14 protein-coding genes are annotated in these 15,532 nt (G+C 37.5%); 10 read left to right on the forward strand and 4 right to left on the reverse strand.

Going from position 1 to position 15,532, the window contains the following annotated elements; all coding sequences use genetic code 11:
- Window positions 1–501, reverse strand: a 501-nt coding sequence (locus DPX34_RS16630; RefSeq protein ID WP_157964591.1) for an IS110 family transposase, incomplete at its 3' end; no start/stop codon positions are given.
- Between the two features lie 708 nt (window positions 502–1,209).
- Between DPX34_RS16630 and DPX34_RS16640 the strand changes: the two genes are divergently transcribed.
- The 3 genes from DPX34_RS16640 to DPX34_RS16650 all read left to right on the forward strand — a co-directional run bounded on the left by DPX34_RS16640 (window position 1,210) and on the right by DPX34_RS16650 (window position 3,471).
- The gene (locus DPX34_RS16640; protein ID WP_111979581.1) at window positions 1,210–2,451 is read left to right on the forward strand and encodes an AAA family ATPase; all 1,242 of its coding nucleotides are present in this window, start codon (window positions 1,210–1,212) and stop codon (window positions 2,449–2,451) included.
- Window positions 2,448–3,029, forward strand: a complete 582-nt coding sequence (locus tag DPX34_RS16645; protein ID WP_111979582.1) for an HNH endonuclease — start codon at window positions 2,448–2,450, stop codon at window positions 3,027–3,029. The genes DPX34_RS16640 and DPX34_RS16645 overlap by 4 nt, the downstream gene beginning before the upstream one ends.
- Before the next feature lie 112 nt (window positions 3,030–3,141).
- A complete protein-coding gene (locus tag DPX34_RS16650) occupies window positions 3,142–3,471 on the forward strand; it encodes a hypothetical protein (protein WP_111979583.1) in 330 nt (109 codons plus the stop codon).
- 231 nt (window positions 3,472–3,702) lie between these two features.
- On the opposite strand, the gene DPX34_RS16655 is transcribed toward DPX34_RS16650, so the two are convergent.
- Window positions 3,703–4,854, reverse strand: coding sequence for a transposase (locus DPX34_RS16655; RefSeq protein ID WP_111979584.1), 1,152 nt, complete (start codon window positions 4,852–4,854; stop codon window positions 3,703–3,705).
- A 224-nt stretch (window positions 4,855–5,078) separates the two neighbouring features.
- Between DPX34_RS16655 and DPX34_RS16660 the strand changes: the two genes are divergently transcribed.
- The 7 genes from DPX34_RS16660 (at window position 5,079) to DPX34_RS16690 (ending at window position 11,852) form a co-directional block, all read left to right on the forward strand.
- Complete coding sequence (locus tag DPX34_RS16660; RefSeq protein ID WP_111979585.1) at window positions 5,079–6,062, forward strand: hypothetical protein; 984 nt, start codon at window positions 5,079–5,081, stop codon at window positions 6,060–6,062.
- Window positions 6,063–6,591: 529 nt separating this feature from the next.
- Window positions 6,592–6,819, forward strand: a complete 228-nt coding sequence (locus DPX34_RS16665; protein WP_111979586.1) for a DUF6429 family protein — start codon at window positions 6,592–6,594, stop codon at window positions 6,817–6,819.
- 584 nt (window positions 6,820–7,403) lie between these two features.
- Window positions 7,404–7,994 carry a hypothetical protein gene (locus tag DPX34_RS16670; protein ID WP_111979587.1) on the forward strand — a complete coding sequence of 197 codons (591 nt, stop codon included), beginning with the start codon at window positions 7,404–7,406 and terminating at the stop codon, window positions 7,992–7,994.
- 409 nt (window positions 7,995–8,403) lie between these two features.
- Window positions 8,404–10,341, forward strand: a complete 1,938-nt coding sequence (locus DPX34_RS16675; protein ID WP_111979588.1) for a glycosyl hydrolase family 28-related protein — start codon at window positions 8,404–8,406, stop codon at window positions 10,339–10,341.
- 379 nt (window positions 10,342–10,720) lie between these two features.
- Window positions 10,721–10,972, forward strand: a complete 252-nt coding sequence (locus tag DPX34_RS16680; protein ID WP_111979589.1) for a type II toxin-antitoxin system Phd/YefM family antitoxin — start codon at window positions 10,721–10,723, stop codon at window positions 10,970–10,972.
- A complete protein-coding gene (locus DPX34_RS16685) occupies window positions 10,962–11,249 on the forward strand; it encodes a type II toxin-antitoxin system RelE family toxin (protein ID WP_111979590.1) in 288 nt (95 codons plus the stop codon). The genes DPX34_RS16680 and DPX34_RS16685 overlap by 11 nt, the downstream gene beginning before the upstream one ends.
- Before the next feature lie 288 nt (window positions 11,250–11,537).
- Entirely contained in the window at window positions 11,538–11,852 is a 315-nt protein-coding gene (locus tag DPX34_RS16690; protein WP_332872833.1) for a DUF6559 family protein, read from the forward strand.
- 95 nt (window positions 11,853–11,947) lie between these two features.
- Here the strand turns inward: DPX34_RS16690 and DPX34_RS16695 are convergent, their stop codons facing one another.
- Together DPX34_RS16695 and DPX34_RS16700 are read right to left on the reverse strand one after the other, a co-directional pair.
- The gene (locus tag DPX34_RS16695; RefSeq protein WP_111979592.1) at window positions 11,948–12,781 is read right to left on the reverse strand and encodes a transporter substrate-binding domain-containing protein; all 834 of its coding nucleotides are present in this window, start codon (window positions 12,779–12,781) and stop codon (window positions 11,948–11,950) included.
- Between the two features lie 299 nt (window positions 12,782–13,080).
- Window positions 13,081–15,396, reverse strand: a complete 2,316-nt coding sequence (locus DPX34_RS16700) for an Ig-like domain-containing protein (RefSeq protein ID WP_111979593.1) — start codon at window positions 15,394–15,396, stop codon at window positions 13,081–13,083.
- Between the last annotated feature and the right edge of the window lie 136 nt (window positions 15,397–15,532).

Here is a 15,532-nt window from a genome sequence, read left to right on the forward strand (position 1 = left end):
ATAATTCTTCAACGTTGTGGTGATTTTATTTGTTAAATCTACACGGTCTTGCACGAGTTTACGACGATATTCAACCAGTTGGGCAAGCGACCTGACACTTTCGGTATCGGGTGTAATGACGCTCAATTTAGGCATATGCTGCTGTAATATTTCTAATTGGATAGCCGCGTCTGTTGGATCGTCTTTAGCCCCACTGAGTGTAAATGCCTTTCGGTATTTTGCTACGGTAGAGGGGTTTATAGTAAACAATACGATATGCTGAAATTTACTGAGCGCATAAATTAAAGGGCCTTTTTTTAATTCACAAGCGACAGCAACGGGTTGACCATTATATTTTTGTTTTAAAGTATTCGCCCAAGCATTAATAGCTTCTGGTTTTGAGGAAATAACGGTAAAAATGGGTTTGTCGCTTTTCTGTTCGAGTTCACAAACGTCGTGTTTACGATCTGCCCAATCGATAGCGATAAGGGCGGCAAAATCAGTAGGATTAAAAACTTTCATTTTTGACCTCCAAAGCGTAAAGTTAACCATGGAATATGGCAGTGGTATTGTTTCTCGCAGGTCTTATAGATAGTCGATATAGACGGCAATCCCTGAGTATGCGTATTGAAACAAGTGACTTCTGTTGCTCCGAAAGTCTTGTTATAAGCATCGAATGTTTTCGCTCAAATATTCGTAAGCAACAGAAGCATATTCCACCTATTAATAAGTTAGGTAAACTGATTAATTAATGGAACGGAGCAACTATAAGTCGTTTAAAAGGACAAAAAACAGTTGGCTTTTGCTCCTTCGTCGCTAATTTTAGCCAACTATTTTTTGCCTCTTAACGAGGCGTTATATGTCATGAGAAATAATCGCAAACTGCTACTACAGTATCTTTTCGTTTACCCGCTTTATTATGTGGTAGCAATGTTAATTGCGACTGTAATTTTATTCTTCTTAATGTCTTGGTCACATGATTATTCTATTAAGTTTTTCTACATCATGGCTGGCATCATGGGAATTGGTTCTTATTTCTTTCATTGGCGTATTGGATTCTACGCAATCAATGATATATTAAATTCAAAGCGAAGTTAGAGTGGTGCAAATGCCATATAACAAGCTAATAAATAAGGACAAAAAACAGTTGGCTGTTTTCGTTCCTCAACATTTTAGCCAACAATTTTTTGCCCATTATTAGGGCGTTATGCTGCATGAAGAGGGAATAGCATGTACTTCAAAAAAATATGCCTAAATGAATGGCAACAATTTCAAACTATAGATATCGATTTCCATGAGCGTGTAACCATTTTAACGGGCGGAAATGGAAGTGGTAAAACTACAATTTTAAATATTTTAGCGAGACATAGTGGCTGGAATAGTATCTCTTTAGCTACCCCAAAAGCAGAATCTAGCACAGGAATAATAAAATATTTTTCTAGATTCTTTTCAGGTAAAGATAAAGGCAGTAATAATTCGATAGGAAACCTCTATTATTCTAATAACATAAACTCTCCGCTAATTGCTAACAATGGCAATGCCGCACAATATCATGTAACCATTCAACAGCAGCAAGCAATTCAGTCATTTTATATTCCTTCACATCGTTCTATTTTTAAGTACCAGCAAGTCGGAAGCATTCCTACAGCAAAGAAAAATAAACAAAGCGCTTTTCAAGAAGTCTCAAACAGTAACATTCAAAGGTACAATGGCAACCAAAGTCAATCTAGTAGCTTCTTTATGAAAAATACTTTGATTGGTTGGGTCATTCAAGGTTATGGGGTTCATAACGCGAATCAGGCAATAATGCCTTCAGATCATGAACAAATTCAAAATTTTGAAGGATTTCAGGAAGTTCTACGTAAAATACTTCCTAAAAACATTGGATTTGAGCAAATAGAAATTAGAAATATGGAGGTTGTTTTTGTATGCAACAACGGAGATGACGAGTTCGTTCTTGAAACAGCTTCTGGTGGAATAAGTGCCCTAATAGATATTGCTTGGCAAATTTATATGTTTTCAACAAATGAAAAGTCAGATTTTACAGTTTTAATTGATGAAGTAGAAAATCATTTGCACCCAATTATGCAAAGAAGAATCTTACCCGATCTAGTAAATGCTTTCCCAAAAGCTAGATTTGTTGTATCAACTCACAGCCCTTTAGTTGTAGGCTCAGTTCAGGATTCTTCCGTCTATGCACTAAAAAATAATTCCAATGGAAAAGTAGAATCTCATAAGCTTGACCTTAATAATCAAGCTAAAAATGCAATCGAAGTATTAGATGAGATATTAGGTGTATCGTTTACGATGCCTATTTGGGTTGAAGAAAAGCTAGATTTCATAAATGAAAAGTATTCTTCAGGCGCAGAAGACCCGCAAGTTTTTTCCCAGATGCGAGAAGATTTAGCAGAACTTGGACTTGAAAAGTTGCTCCCTCAAGCTATTGAAAAATTGTTGGAGAGCAAGCAGTGATTAGATTAACAAGACCAGAGTGCCCCCATCCAGCAGCATTGGCATCTAACAATTATAAGCACCCTCTGAATAAGGAGGCGCTTAAAAATGCAAGCCATGATAAGTGTATGTATTGTGAGTGTAAAATATCTCATATTGATTTTGCGCATGTAGAGCATATCAAACCCAAGGCCGAAGATAAGTATCCTGAATTAGAGTTTAATTGGAGTAATTTAGGTTATGCCTGTCCAAAATGTAACAATGCAAAATCTGATAATTATTATGAAGATACGCCATATATTAATCCATACAGTGAAGATCCTGAAAATAGTTTGGTCGCGTATGGTACTTATTTATTCTCTAAAAATGGATGCGAAAGGGGTGATATAACTATTTCGGATTTGAAGCTTAATAGACCTGATTTACTTGAAAAGCGGCAGTTACGAATTCAGGAAATTAAAAGCTCAATTGACGCATGTTTTAGAACATCCTCTCAGGTTTTGAGAGAAGCGGCCTTAGCTGAATTACAAAAAGAAACTGAAGCAGATAAAGAACTATCATTATTTGTTAAATCATTTATGGTGTTAAATGCAGCATAACAAGCTAATTAACAAGGACAAAAAATAGTTTGCTGTTTTCGTTCCTCAACATTTTAGCAAACAATTTTTTGCCTGTTATTAGGGCGTTATGTTTACAAGGAAGTCTGACACAATGAGCCACGTTCAAAATAAAACTAAAAGTGAGATTTTAGAAGATATGGCTGGAACAGCTCAGCCTGGTTCGCAGATTCACGAGCAACAAAAAGCTGCAATAATTGTCCGTAGTACAGAGGATGTTCAGGTTGCTTTAGAAAAACAGACAAGTGCAACTCGAAAGGTCAATTCAGCAATAGAGCAACTAAACAATCGAATCTCTAGCCTAGAAAGCAGCTTTAATGAGTCATCAAAGTCGTCTGGAAGAGTAGCATTGGCACTTAACGTTCTCACAGGTGTACTTGTAGTAGTTGGTATTGCGCAAGTGGTCGTAGCGTACATCAAGTAAACATAAAAGGGGTCTGGGACAGTCTCTCTAAGAAAAGATAAATTTAACCGATTTTGACTACATCGTGTTTGATAAATGAGTGAGTTGATCGCGTTATTTATTCATTTTGATGGTGTTCAATACGTGTAAATTGCGTTTGATTGATTAAATTAGCTTTTTTAGGCGTGACGGTTTACATCATTGCTGGTGTTTTGAATTTTGCTGGTTTTGATCTGCAAATATTTAGATTAGCTAAGTGAGTGCGGCGGGGGTTGCATAGTAACGTTGTGCAGCTTTGAGTTTGGCTATGCGTTTTACGTTTACATGTTGGCTATAGGTGCGCATTCTTTGCTCTGCGCCTAGGCTAAAACCAAACTGGTCTTCAATATGGCTTGAATATTCAAGCCAGTTATCAACTGTGATGTTCAGTCGTTTTAAAATCTCTGGTGTGTTGTCATTCATTTTTCCGCGTTTGTTGGGTTTTAGTTGTCGGGCTGTCCAATCGACTAATTGTAAGTAGTTAATTAATTCATACGGAATATGTGTTGGGTTATTGCTGATGTGTGAGTTACCAGCAAAGGGCAATAAACTAGCGGGTTTGATGTTATCAAGCGAAGAAACAATGGTTTGCTTATTTACCATTTTGTCATTATCACTGTTTTCATAAACTGCTTTGTTATTATTCGTACTGTCATTATCACTGTTTTCATTAGCTGCTTTGTCATTATCCGTTCTTGCATTATTAACTTGAGGCTCGATTAAATGATTAGCCACGCCAATGCGCTCTTGAATTGAGGTGAAATCGGATGTTTCAGGTGTATCGGCCATGTTGGCGCGTATAGGGTTTAAATCAACATAAGCCATGCAAGCCAGTATGGCAGTTTGGTCTAATAAGGCTTGGCTTTTAAAACGGCCTTCCCAAAAATGTCCGGTGCAATTATCTTCTCGGTTAGCTTGGCGAGAGATGAATTCGTTGAGGTAACGCATAAACCAACTAATGTTGTATAACCTTGCTCTAAATTTGGCTGCTTCTTGTTTTACAATGATTAAATCACCGTCACTGATGATGTTGTTATCTAAATAACGTTGCACAACGGGCATAGGTTTACACAGTAAATGCCATTGTTTTAACACCTCATCATCTGACCACGCTAAAGCTTTTTTACGGTCGACTCTTAACACTAAGTGATAATGGTTATTCATGATGGCATAAGCCGCGATATCAATCGCAAAAATAGTAGCGAGTTGTTTAATACGCGTCACTAACCACTCGCGGCGGTGCTCAAAGCATTGACCGGTTGTGTTGTCTTGTCCACATAAAAAAGCGCGTCGCACACAGCGCGAAACGCAATGATAATAAGCGGTGTCATCGAGTGATATTTGGCTTTTACGTGCTTTTGTCATGAGTATTAACACAGGTGTTTTTATATACAGTTTAGTTTGGTTGATATGGCTAAAAAATCAAGGTGCTGAAGGATTTTATTAATGGATGTCCTAGAAAGGCTAGGCAGTATATTTTGTCAAAACCGTCCAGATTAAACGACCAGAAATAGTATTTATTTAATGAGCTAGTGAACTAGTTTGTTAATCTTTTCGTATTCTCTAATAAAATAAATGAGGATTCTAAAATGGACAAAGCAGTACCGTTACGATTAGGTGAAAAACTAATGCCCAAAGCACCATTGGTGAAACTTAGTAATGGTGAATATTGCATCCCACAGCATTATTTAACTTACCATCACACATTACAAAGTGTAGAAGACCTTATCTGTGCAATTGATTATGATCCACGTTATGTTGTTTTTGCTGCCCAAGAGTCCGGTTGCATATACATACAAATAGGTGTGGTTGGGCCAGATAATTACGCTAAACAGGTCAATAGCGAAGCGTATGATGAAAAATTAAAACTATTATTCGGGCGTAAATGGCGTGTAGAGCCAGAATTACCGACCTCAGAAATTATTCAAAGCATATTTTTAGCTATAAAAAAATCACGCGAGCATGAAGTTCGAGAATTACTTAAGTTGCGTGTAAATAACTGTATCACCACGCCTTTTAATCCTCATATAGACCTTCCTTTAATGGCTGAGTTTTATAATAAACAAAGCTTTTATAATCATTCACATAATAGTCTTTCTGCTGAGAAACAAGTCATCAATGTGCTTAATTGTATTACTTACGACCACTGTCAGCTTTCATTAATTGAACTTGAACAACGTCGTAATGGATTGTGGCTTGTGGATATTAAAATACATCAAAACCCTAAAAGTAACTTACCTGAAATTGCTGGAAAAATAGTCTGCTTACTAACTGAAGATCTCTCATTAAATACCCTTAGTCGCGCATTGATGCACGAATTTATTAGGCTAAGCGATTTACATGTAGATAAAAATTTTAGTTACGATGGTTTTCATCGGTTTGACCCAGCCATTGATATTATCAATATTGCTGATCTCTCACAACAGAGTCGTAAACACGAACTAGCCGCGCAGTTTGCTAGTGAATTTAGCAAGAGTAATTATGAGACAGATCAAATGCGTATTCCCCCTGTTATGCCTGGAGCATTAGCAAAAAAAAATAAAGCGATTATCGAACGCTTTCAAATGGTATGAACTGCTTCACACTATCAGCAACAGAATATGCACTGAGATATGATTTTATTACTTAGAAATTGAATAATGCTACTCCTAAATCTCTTTCTGGGTATATCTTAGCGTAAAAAGGTTTCAAGGACTCTATTAGCAAAGGTCATTCATGCCGCATTCATGCAGGACATTCATGCAGGACAGGCACTAATAAACTAATGATTTTATTTAACTTTAAGTCTTCCAAGTTAAGAACGGATAAGAAACTGTGTGACGTCTTGAATCTTTACTTCGTTATTTTTTTGTATATAAAGTGCAAACGCAGTCTGTACCACACGATTATCTATTTACGATAAAACCCATCATAACAGCCACCCAAATACACTCATTTGCAACAGACTCATCTGAAGTTGTTAATCAGCATAAATACCCTCAAAAAAGCGTGTAAATAAGATTGAAGCAGCTGACAAACTCAGATACTGTTTAACGCAATTAAAAACAACAATAAAACGAGTCATTTTACAAGCTCGTTGTTCTTCGGGTTTTGGAGTTAATCATGGACATTGATGAAGATAAAATAGATGAAGCCGCCTTAGCTTTAATGTACCTTACATTGCATGATCACTTTCGAGCATGGAAACAAATTGATTGGGAAGTGACTAATCGGTTACATGAAAAAGGATTAATTTGTGATCCCGTTGGTAAAGCTAAATCTGTTGTGTTAACCGATGAGGGACTCAAAAAATCTGAAGCGTTGTTTCATAAACTGTTTGCAAAAAGTTAAACGGTAACTTGAGCATATAGCAAGTAATTTAACAGGCCAAAAGCAGTGGGGTTTTGCTCCTACATCGTTAATTTTAGCCAACAGTTTTAAGCCGGTGTTTGTAGCTTGAAGGGACTATAGGTATGGTTTGAAACACTACGTTTATTGATAGCAGACATTAAGCGTATGCAGGTGAGGAAAGCTTCTCTTAGCCATTTCCGGCCATTCGACTTCGCTCATTTCTGTCCATTAGCGTGCACGACGCAAGAGTTGACCTCTTTTGAGACCCCTTCGTTGCTTTTTTTTAATTAAACGGGTCAAAATATTAACAAAGACTGTCCCGCACGATTTCTCTCGATTTCCCGCACGATTTCTACCAAATAGAGGCCTTTAACCACCAACCTTTTATCAATTTAGCTCGGCGCACTGCGTACGTATGATGTCTTCATAGTAGAGTCAATTTGCCACTTAAAATAAAATCAACAATAAACTGTTAACAATATTGACATTTAATTAAGGGGATAGTAAGTTTTGATTGTGGTTATTTATTAGCCACAACATAACGATTAAATAAATAATTTAAATATAACAATTTGGGGAAATCTATGAAAAAGTTATCGACGGCTTTAACCATTGCCGCCGCTTTATTTGCATCAAGCGCGTACTCTGCAGAACAAACGTTTTTTGAGCCTAAAGCAACAACAACATCGGGCGCAAATTTACGTGTTCATGCGTCATTTGAAGATGGCTTTTGTCAATCTAAAGGTTATGAATATCACAATGGCGGTGAAGTCGAGTTTGTAAACAATACGCATTACGCTACATATAACTACGATCAAAATAAAACATGGACAGCTCAGTATACGCCTGGTCAAGCTGTACTGATGAAAACAATTCATTGTTATACCCCTGACTCAATCGAAACAGTATATGTAAATCCAACCATTAATTTTTACGGTATTGACGTTCCCGTCGCTGTTGTTAGTGTAAACACGATGGCCCCGGGTTTTGTTCATTATTGTGCAGATAAAGGCGCTTCACCTGTTGTTGGCTCAGGTACGTTAACAATAGAAACGCTGCCGTTTGGTTATTACGCTGTCTATAATGGCGCAACTCAAAAATGGCAACTTGAAAATCAACCGTACGATCCAAGTTCGAATACTCAAATCTTAACAAAGATAACGTGTAAGGATTAAACTCATCGCGAGGGATCGTTTATCCCTTGCTTTTTATATCGAGCATCTGAGACATATATGGCCACTTTGTATATGTCTCTCACAATTTTCTTATTTACTTGTCATTTTCACTACGTTTATTGAAAGCCCTTTTTTCTGCTTTTCTAATTACTATAAAGCCGCTAAATTAAATGCGAACGAGAGATTTTTATAAAATAAATAAACATCCTATCTTTGATTTTATATTACTTAAATGTTGATCAGTTGTTAATGATCGTATACATTAGTTTTGCAAATTTGATAAAGGTTGTTGTACAACTTTTTCACCAACCTTTAAGCGTAGCGTTGAAAGCTTTGGCTATAAAACTTACTAATTTGCATTTTAATTACGACTCATAATTAATAACACTCAATAATTTAAGGGCACATAATGCAAGAACAACGTTTAAATAAATCTGTTTTATTTCAGCCAGATAAATTAAAAAAATATGCTTTAACCTCTTTCTACTCAATTGTAGGTTACGCGTTAATCAGCACTTCAGCACATGCTGTAGATTTGGCAAACGCGAATACGTTTAGTGCTAAAAGTGATACGTGGTCGGTTAATTATGCAAAAGCGTTTGACGGTAACTTAAATAATGAGGCTCGCGCAAAAGCTCGCGGTAATACTTCAGATGTTTGGTTAGAATTTAACTTTGGTGCTCAGTACAAAAACTTTGATGTTAATTTTTTAGAAGATAATCAATACCCATATTCAGTCTCTCGTTGGAAAGTGCAAGGTTGGAGATCAGGTGAGTGGCAAGACATAAACAATTGGCAAGCACATAACACTACAAGTACAGACCCCGCGTTTCCAATTCCGCAAAATTACAACACTAATAGAATGCGTGTTTTATTCCAAGCCAGTAAAGATAATGAGGTGGGTTTAAACGAACTCAATATAAGTGGTGTGCCGGTAAATGGTGGAGCAAGTAATGGACCAACGCCTATTGTCGACAGTCAGTTTTACACAGAACCGACTCAATACAGTGTGTCATACAATTTAGTTAATCACTATGGTGTGAATAATAACGACAATAATGACGACAGTGCTTTACTGCAACAAGCCATTGATGAAATCAGTGCTAAACCTAAAGGCGGCAAATTATTTATCCCATCAGGTAAATACTACTTATTAAATGTACAAATGCGCTCAAATGTTCATATTGAAATCGCTTCTGGCGCGACTATTTTTCCGACTTGGAATGGTGACGGTCGCAATCATCGAATTTTTGAAGTGGGTACGGGATCAACTAAGGTCGAAAACTTTAGTTTAACCGGACGAAACAATGGCTTTACGGTTGATTTTCGTCAATCAAATGATGTTAATTTAGCTGTATTTAACTTAGGCGATGTTGATAACTTTAAAATCTCAAATTTCAAAATTGAAGATAACAAAACAATTTTCGCTTCACTACTGGTTAATGCAATCCAAAGAGGCAATAACTTATACTGGCCACACAATGGCATTATCGAAAAAATAGACCAACGTAATGCATTATTTGGCTATGGTGTTATTCAAACATATGGCGGAGATAATATTTTATTCCGTGATTTAAAAGGTGAGGGGGGCATTACCTTACGCATGGAAACCGACACGCTTATTATGAAAGAGTTACAACAAGGTGGTATTCGCGATATTTATGCCGAAAACATCAGTTGTACTAATGGCTTAGCTGCTGTGATGTTTGGTCCGCACTTTATGGAAAACGGCTCAGTGGAAGTAAATGGTGTGCAATCTAACGGTTGTGGTTTTGCAGTTAGAGTGGATAAAGGCTTTGTTGAATTATTTAGCCCAACAAATGAAACACACACGCGTAATAGTTGGAAGGCCGCTGTTGAAGCTGAAATTGGTACTGGGTGTGCCGCAACGCCTTATGCTCGAGGTAACGGCGGAACACGTTGGGCATCAAGAATCAATGATATTCCACGTTGTTTAGATGAAGTATACAGAACACACCATCTTAAACCGGGTACATTTGAAAAATCAGATGTATACAACGTAACCGCGACTTACGGGACAAACGCGCACGTTAAGCAAGATCAGTTAGATTACTTTGATTTAATGAATCCAAGTTGTAGCAATGTATGTTTACCCACCACATCACAATGGGCTAAGCCGGGGCAAATATACTTAGGTCCATCATTAGGTGCGATAATAGACAAAAATGTACAAGGTGAAGAATACAATTTTGAAGTGATCGTGCATGATTACAACATGGTTAACTTCCCGAATCCGCATCACGAAAAAATCGATAGCACGACGACATCAAATAAAGTTTGTAATTATTACGGTATGAGTGCATGCCCTAATAACCGCTGGAACTAAACCTCGAAACGAGAATAAATTAAACAACGATAAAACCTTGGCATTTGCCAAGGTTTTTTTTGAGCTTGCTAATATATTTGCCGATGAGTGTTATACATAAGTTTTAGGTTGTGAATAATTTTAAGGCTGTTATATATTTTAATAAATGAAGTGCTGAAGAGTGGTTCAGTATAAGCAACGATAAACCAATGATTATATTAGGTTTTAACTATTCAGTTATAAGTTTCAATGATGCCTGTCCCACACGATATGCCCCACACGATATGCCACACGATATGCCACACGATATGGTCCCACACGATATGAAATTAAGTTCTGGCTAAATGTTTTAATTGGCTCTAAAATAAGACCTTAATTTAATACTTAATTGGTGGTTATTATGAGACAAGTTTTAGCTGATTGTTCAGCAAGCATTTCTGAACTTAAAAAGAATCCGACGGCTTTATTAAATGAGGCTGATGGTTCAGCTATTGCGATCTTAAACCATAATAAGCCTACCGCTTATTTAGTACCAGCAGAAACCTATGAATGGTTAATGGATGTAGTTGATGACTATGAGTTGGCGAAAGTTGTGGACGAGCGTCGTGGTGATTTATCTAAAGCTATCGAAGTAAATTTAGATGACCTATAAATTAAAATTTCTTCCAGAAGCTAAAAAAGAATGGGATAAATTAGCAGAGCCATTGAAAAAGCAATTTAAAAATAAGCTTGCGGAGAGGCTTGTCAATCCGCACGTACCATCAGCTAAGTTGAAAGGATATGACTCAGTTTATAAGATCAAATTACGTACGGCCGGTTACAGATTAGCTTACGAAGTTTTAGATAATGAAATAGTGATTTATGTTTTAGCAGTAGGTAAGCGAGATAAAAATGCTATTTATAAAAAGTTAGCGTCTCGCATAGTGTAATAGCAGTATTTCATTAAGTTTCAACGGTGCCTGTCCCATACGATACCCCATACGATACCTGAAGTTTCAACGGTGCCTGTCCCATACGATCTACTACTCCATACGATATACTACGTCGCTCAGCAAAAGTTATCACTACCTTTCTACCGAAAATGGCGTTCATCGCTTTAAATACGGAGGTTACAGAGATGTTCCATTAGAGGTGATAACATTAAAATGCAGTATAAAATTAAATGGTAAAATAATAGAGTAAACCACTCATTAGTCATTAAAAGAGCCAAGATTAAAATGCTTAAACGTTATTTCAGAAATAGAAAAATTAAGAAATTCTTGACGATTATACCTCGAACATTAGTGCAAGATTATGGCGGAAAAAGTGAATATACCTTAGGCCAAGTTGAAACCGTTGCTAAAAAAGTGGGTTATCGTGATCCTGCATTAATTGATATTGCGGTCGCCATCTATTGTTGTGATGAGATCGCTAAAAAATTTGGAATTGATGAGGCTTGTGTCAAAAAGTATCGAGGTTATCCAAAGCAATTAAACATACCCGATTACGCTTCGGCGGGCAGTCATGTTGACATGAGCGGAGGGCATGAATAACACGTTAATTGATACCTATTAGTATGTTTTCAGATTTCTATTTACACTGATAACATCAAAATATTTTTTGAATCGTTTCGCTTTAACTAAGGTGCTTACAAGTTGCCTGCCACGGTAAACGTTTTATTATTTTTGTTATTTAAAAATACTTTGGCGGCCTGATAATCTTTACTATTTTTAACAAGGGTTTCAAACTCGCCAGATGTGATCGCACTTTGTAAGGCTTGCTCTATTATATTGGCTAATTGCACGTTGTTTTTATTCACATAAAAATAGGCATTAAGTGGCAGCTGGATCAGAATATCGGGATGTACAATTAAATCGAGCTTGTCTTTTTTTATCCAGTTGTCTGTTGTTTTTTGAGCACTTGATGCAGCAATCGGATAATAATCAAAACGGCTGCCATCGAGCATATAGCCTAAATGCCCACGTAATGTAGAAACCACTTTAAACGAATGTTGTTCTAATAACTGGCGTGTAACGGATGCGCGTTGTAAACCCGCTTTTAATTCGGTTAGTTGGTGAATACCGGTTATAGAGTCAAATTTACGTAAATCTGACCGTTTTATAATAAGCGCCGTAGTGCCTAATAAACCTTGGTAAAGCGGAATTTTGATTGGTCTTAATTGCGCTTCTAATGCTTTACTTTTAGGCGCCCAGATTAAATCGAGATCGCCGGCTTGCATTAAGCTTATCTGATGTCGTCGGTTACCCGCTTTTGTTTGGATTATTTCGATTTTATGGTTTTTAGCATGTTTTGCCATCAGCTTTAAAATGGCTATTTTATGATTGGTTTCTGGATTCCCCGGACGAGGAACCGCAATATCAAGCGCATAAGCGGCGGGTAACTTAAAAATAAAACAGGCAATCACAATGAATAGCCATATTGGATTTTTAACTAATCGAGCTTTGTACGGGTAGTGCTTCATTGTTTATCTCTACCTATAGTTAATTACGATTGGCCTTGCGATCACAGGTTAATCACCGCGAGCATGATAAGTCACTTGGGTATACATCGACATTAACAATTTAGTCACAATTAGTCAATATAGGTTTAAATTTGTCTTTTGTGGGCTGGTTAAACCAGGTTGCAGGTTTTTTGCTAACCAAGTATTAAAGGGTAAATAATATTTTTTACTTTTTGGTAGATAACACAATAAAAAAATCCGGCGTATACAACACCGGATTTTTGTTTTCACCCCCTGAATTGGGTGGACGATTTAGCCATTTATTTTATGCGTAATCGTTTGAACGGTAATAATATAAGCGAAAGCAACAACCAAAATAGGGTGCCACCGCCTGAACCTGAATCCGCAGTCGGTGTATCATCTGTCGTGTCATCGGGCTGTTCAACGGGCACCTCAACTTTTTCTGCATTAACCGTAATTTGAGTACTGGCTGTAAAGCTACCGTCGGTCGTTGTTACGGTTATTTTGGCCGTACCCGCTGATTTAGCTAAAATTAAACCTGTTGCCGATACCGTTGCAACCGCCGGAGCATCTGAAACGTAAGCGACTTCGGTATTCGTTGCCGTAATGGGTAATACGCTCGTTGTCAGCTGTACGGTGTTGTTAATCTCTAGGGTTTTATTTGCCGGCGAAACATTGACTGCTGTCACTGCGATATCAGCAGCAGGGCGAATGTCGGCACTAAAGCTAAACACGCTGAGTGTGGTGCTGGTGATGTGACCGTCGGCATCTGCGAAGGTGATCGCAATATCGTTTTCAGCTTGTAGCAAGCTATGGGGTACCGGTATTTCTAATAAGCTAAAAAATTGTTCACGTTTTTCTTGTTCATCGCCGCTAAAATCAGTTGGAACCATTAACGCGGTATTATTAAACATCACAGTCGGTTGTAAGCTTTTACCATGAGCGCGTGTTATTCCCACCCGTAATACCGCTTCACCAAACTGAGGTTTGTTTACGCCATCAATATCAAAATTAATAGCTTGGTTGGCATTAATTTTTTGTAAATAAGTCGCGGCATAGTGTTTTGTTTCACTCGATGTTTCGTCAACGGTTATATCACGATCAAAACGGTATTCAAATATGGCCGTACCTTCGGCATCAACAGTAAATGATGTTGGTTGAGTTGTTTGCTCAGTGATGGTTAATTCAGATTGATTATTCACTAAATGTAAATGTTTGATATTAATACTTTCGAAAATGGCGTCATCAACATTAAGCAGCGATAAATCAACAACCTGACTTGCTCTGTCTAGGTTAGATACGATCACATAAACTTTGTTTTTATCGACATAACTATCAACTAGCAGGTCTGCTTCACTTGAGATTGTATCTACACGTGTACCGTTAACATTAGCCCATAATTCATAAAATTTAACGAGATCAGAAAATACATAGTGATCGCCTGTTTCACCTGCTTTTTCATCGTTGTGACGCATTAATCGCCAAGCATAATCTCGACCTTCATTACCTGACCATTCTGCTTTAGTTAACATGAAAGGGATCGTTTTTAGCATCAAATCCGGTTTGGCCATGAACTGAAGCATCATTGGACTAAATGCTTTCATTGTTTGCCAATCGTTTAATGCATCCCACGCTTTTGCTTCTAATAAATGATCACGTCCGCCGTATTCTGAAATTAAAAAGGGTTTTACTTCGCCTAGTTTTATTTGGCTGTATTGCTCCATAATATCTAAGGTTGCTTCAATACGGCCTCCTTTAAACGTTTCAATCCCTTTGCTGCGACCTAAGTAATTGAAGTCGTATAAATGAATTGAAAAATAATCCATATGCTCACCGCTGGTGTCGATGAATAATTTCATACGTTCATCCCAACGTTTAAAACTGCGCTCGTCAAACCAGGGAAATGCAGTGGTATAACCACCAATTAAAACGTCATTATTAACTTTACGGATCGCGGTTGCGACTTCATTATGATATTTGAATGTGTCAATTGGATCGCCGCCATGCACATCGACTAATTCATAGAGTGGCTCATTTAATATTTCTAAATATTTAGGGCGTTTGTGTCCGGCAACGGCTGTTTGGTTATCATCACGATAATATTCGTTTAAAAATCGGCCCATATATTCGCCAATGGCATCGGTGTTGCCAAATTGCCAATCACCTTTACCGTTGTGGTTACCTAGCCAAAATTGATTAAGCTGGCCGCCAATCATTAAATCGACTTTGTCTTCATATTGATGGCGATCGGCTTTATTTTTTCCATAAACAGTTTCGCGACTGTATTGGCCTAAAGTAGCCATGTGAGCAGGGTCGGCGTAGCCAGGGCGACTCGGATCTTCATTCACTTGTTGAGCATTCCAAGGCATCGAGCCGTTATCTCGCCCTAGGTAAACATCGAGATCACGTAAAATATAATCTAATTTATCTTCTTCACCATTCCAATCATTTTCGGTTAGGCTTGCATGTAAAGTGATATATTTACTGCGGTCAAAGGTATCAATACCCCCCACATCGTGTTTAACATTTAGGTTGACCGATATTGTTGATTGCGCTGAAGCACCAAACCCCATAATGAGTAAACTGGATAAAACACTCAATTTAATTTTATTCATTGATAAGACACTCTTAGTTAATGGCTGAAACGGACTTAGTAACCGTTGTGATGTCTGTAATACTAATCGTTGTTAATAGCTGCTCACCTTATTGGGGTAAATAACTCAAGTTATAGTCAAAGCGATCGGGTTTTAG

The sequence above is a fragment of the Algibacillus agarilyticus genome, from assembly GCF_003286125.1.
GTDB lineage: Bacteria > Pseudomonadota > Gammaproteobacteria > Enterobacterales > Alteromonadaceae > Algibacillus > Algibacillus agarilyticus.

Bases quoted from the DNA above. Each gene is read 5' to 3' on its own strand.
- DPX34_RS16680 (WP_111979589.1), top strand. From the start codon at position 10,721: ATGAGACAAGTTTTAGCTGATTGTTCAGCAAGCATTTCTGAACTTAAA.
- DPX34_RS16650 (WP_111979583.1), top strand. From the start codon at position 3,142: ATGAGCCACGTTCAAAATAAAACTAAAAGTGAGATTTTAGAAGATATG.
- DPX34_RS16685 (WP_111979590.1), top strand. From the start codon at position 10,962: ATGACCTATAAATTAAAATTTCTTCCAGAAGCTAAAAAAGAATGGGAT.
- DPX34_RS16695 (WP_111979592.1), bottom strand. From the start codon at position 12,781: ATGAAGCACTACCCGTACAAAGCTCGATTAGTTAAAAATCCAATATGG.
- DPX34_RS16675 (WP_111979588.1), top strand. From the start codon at position 8,404: ATGCAAGAACAACGTTTAAATAAATCTGTTTTATTTCAGCCAGATAAA.
- DPX34_RS16665 (WP_111979586.1), top strand. From the start codon at position 6,592: ATGGACATTGATGAAGATAAAATAGATGAAGCCGCCTTAGCTTTAATG.
- DPX34_RS16640 (WP_111979581.1), top strand. From the start codon at position 1,210: ATGTACTTCAAAAAAATATGCCTAAATGAATGGCAACAATTTCAAACT.
- DPX34_RS16655 (WP_111979584.1), bottom strand. From the start codon at position 4,854: ATGACAAAAGCACGTAAAAGCCAAATATCACTCGATGACACCGCTTAT.
- DPX34_RS16660 (WP_111979585.1), top strand. From the start codon at position 5,079: ATGGACAAAGCAGTACCGTTACGATTAGGTGAAAAACTAATGCCCAAA.
- DPX34_RS16690 (WP_332872833.1), top strand. From the start codon at position 11,538: ATGCTTAAACGTTATTTCAGAAATAGAAAAATTAAGAAATTCTTGACG.
- DPX34_RS16700 (WP_111979593.1), bottom strand. From the start codon at position 15,396: ATGAATAAAATTAAATTGAGTGTTTTATCCAGTTTACTCATTATGGGG.
- DPX34_RS16670 (WP_111979587.1), top strand. From the start codon at position 7,404: ATGAAAAAGTTATCGACGGCTTTAACCATTGCCGCCGCTTTATTTGCA.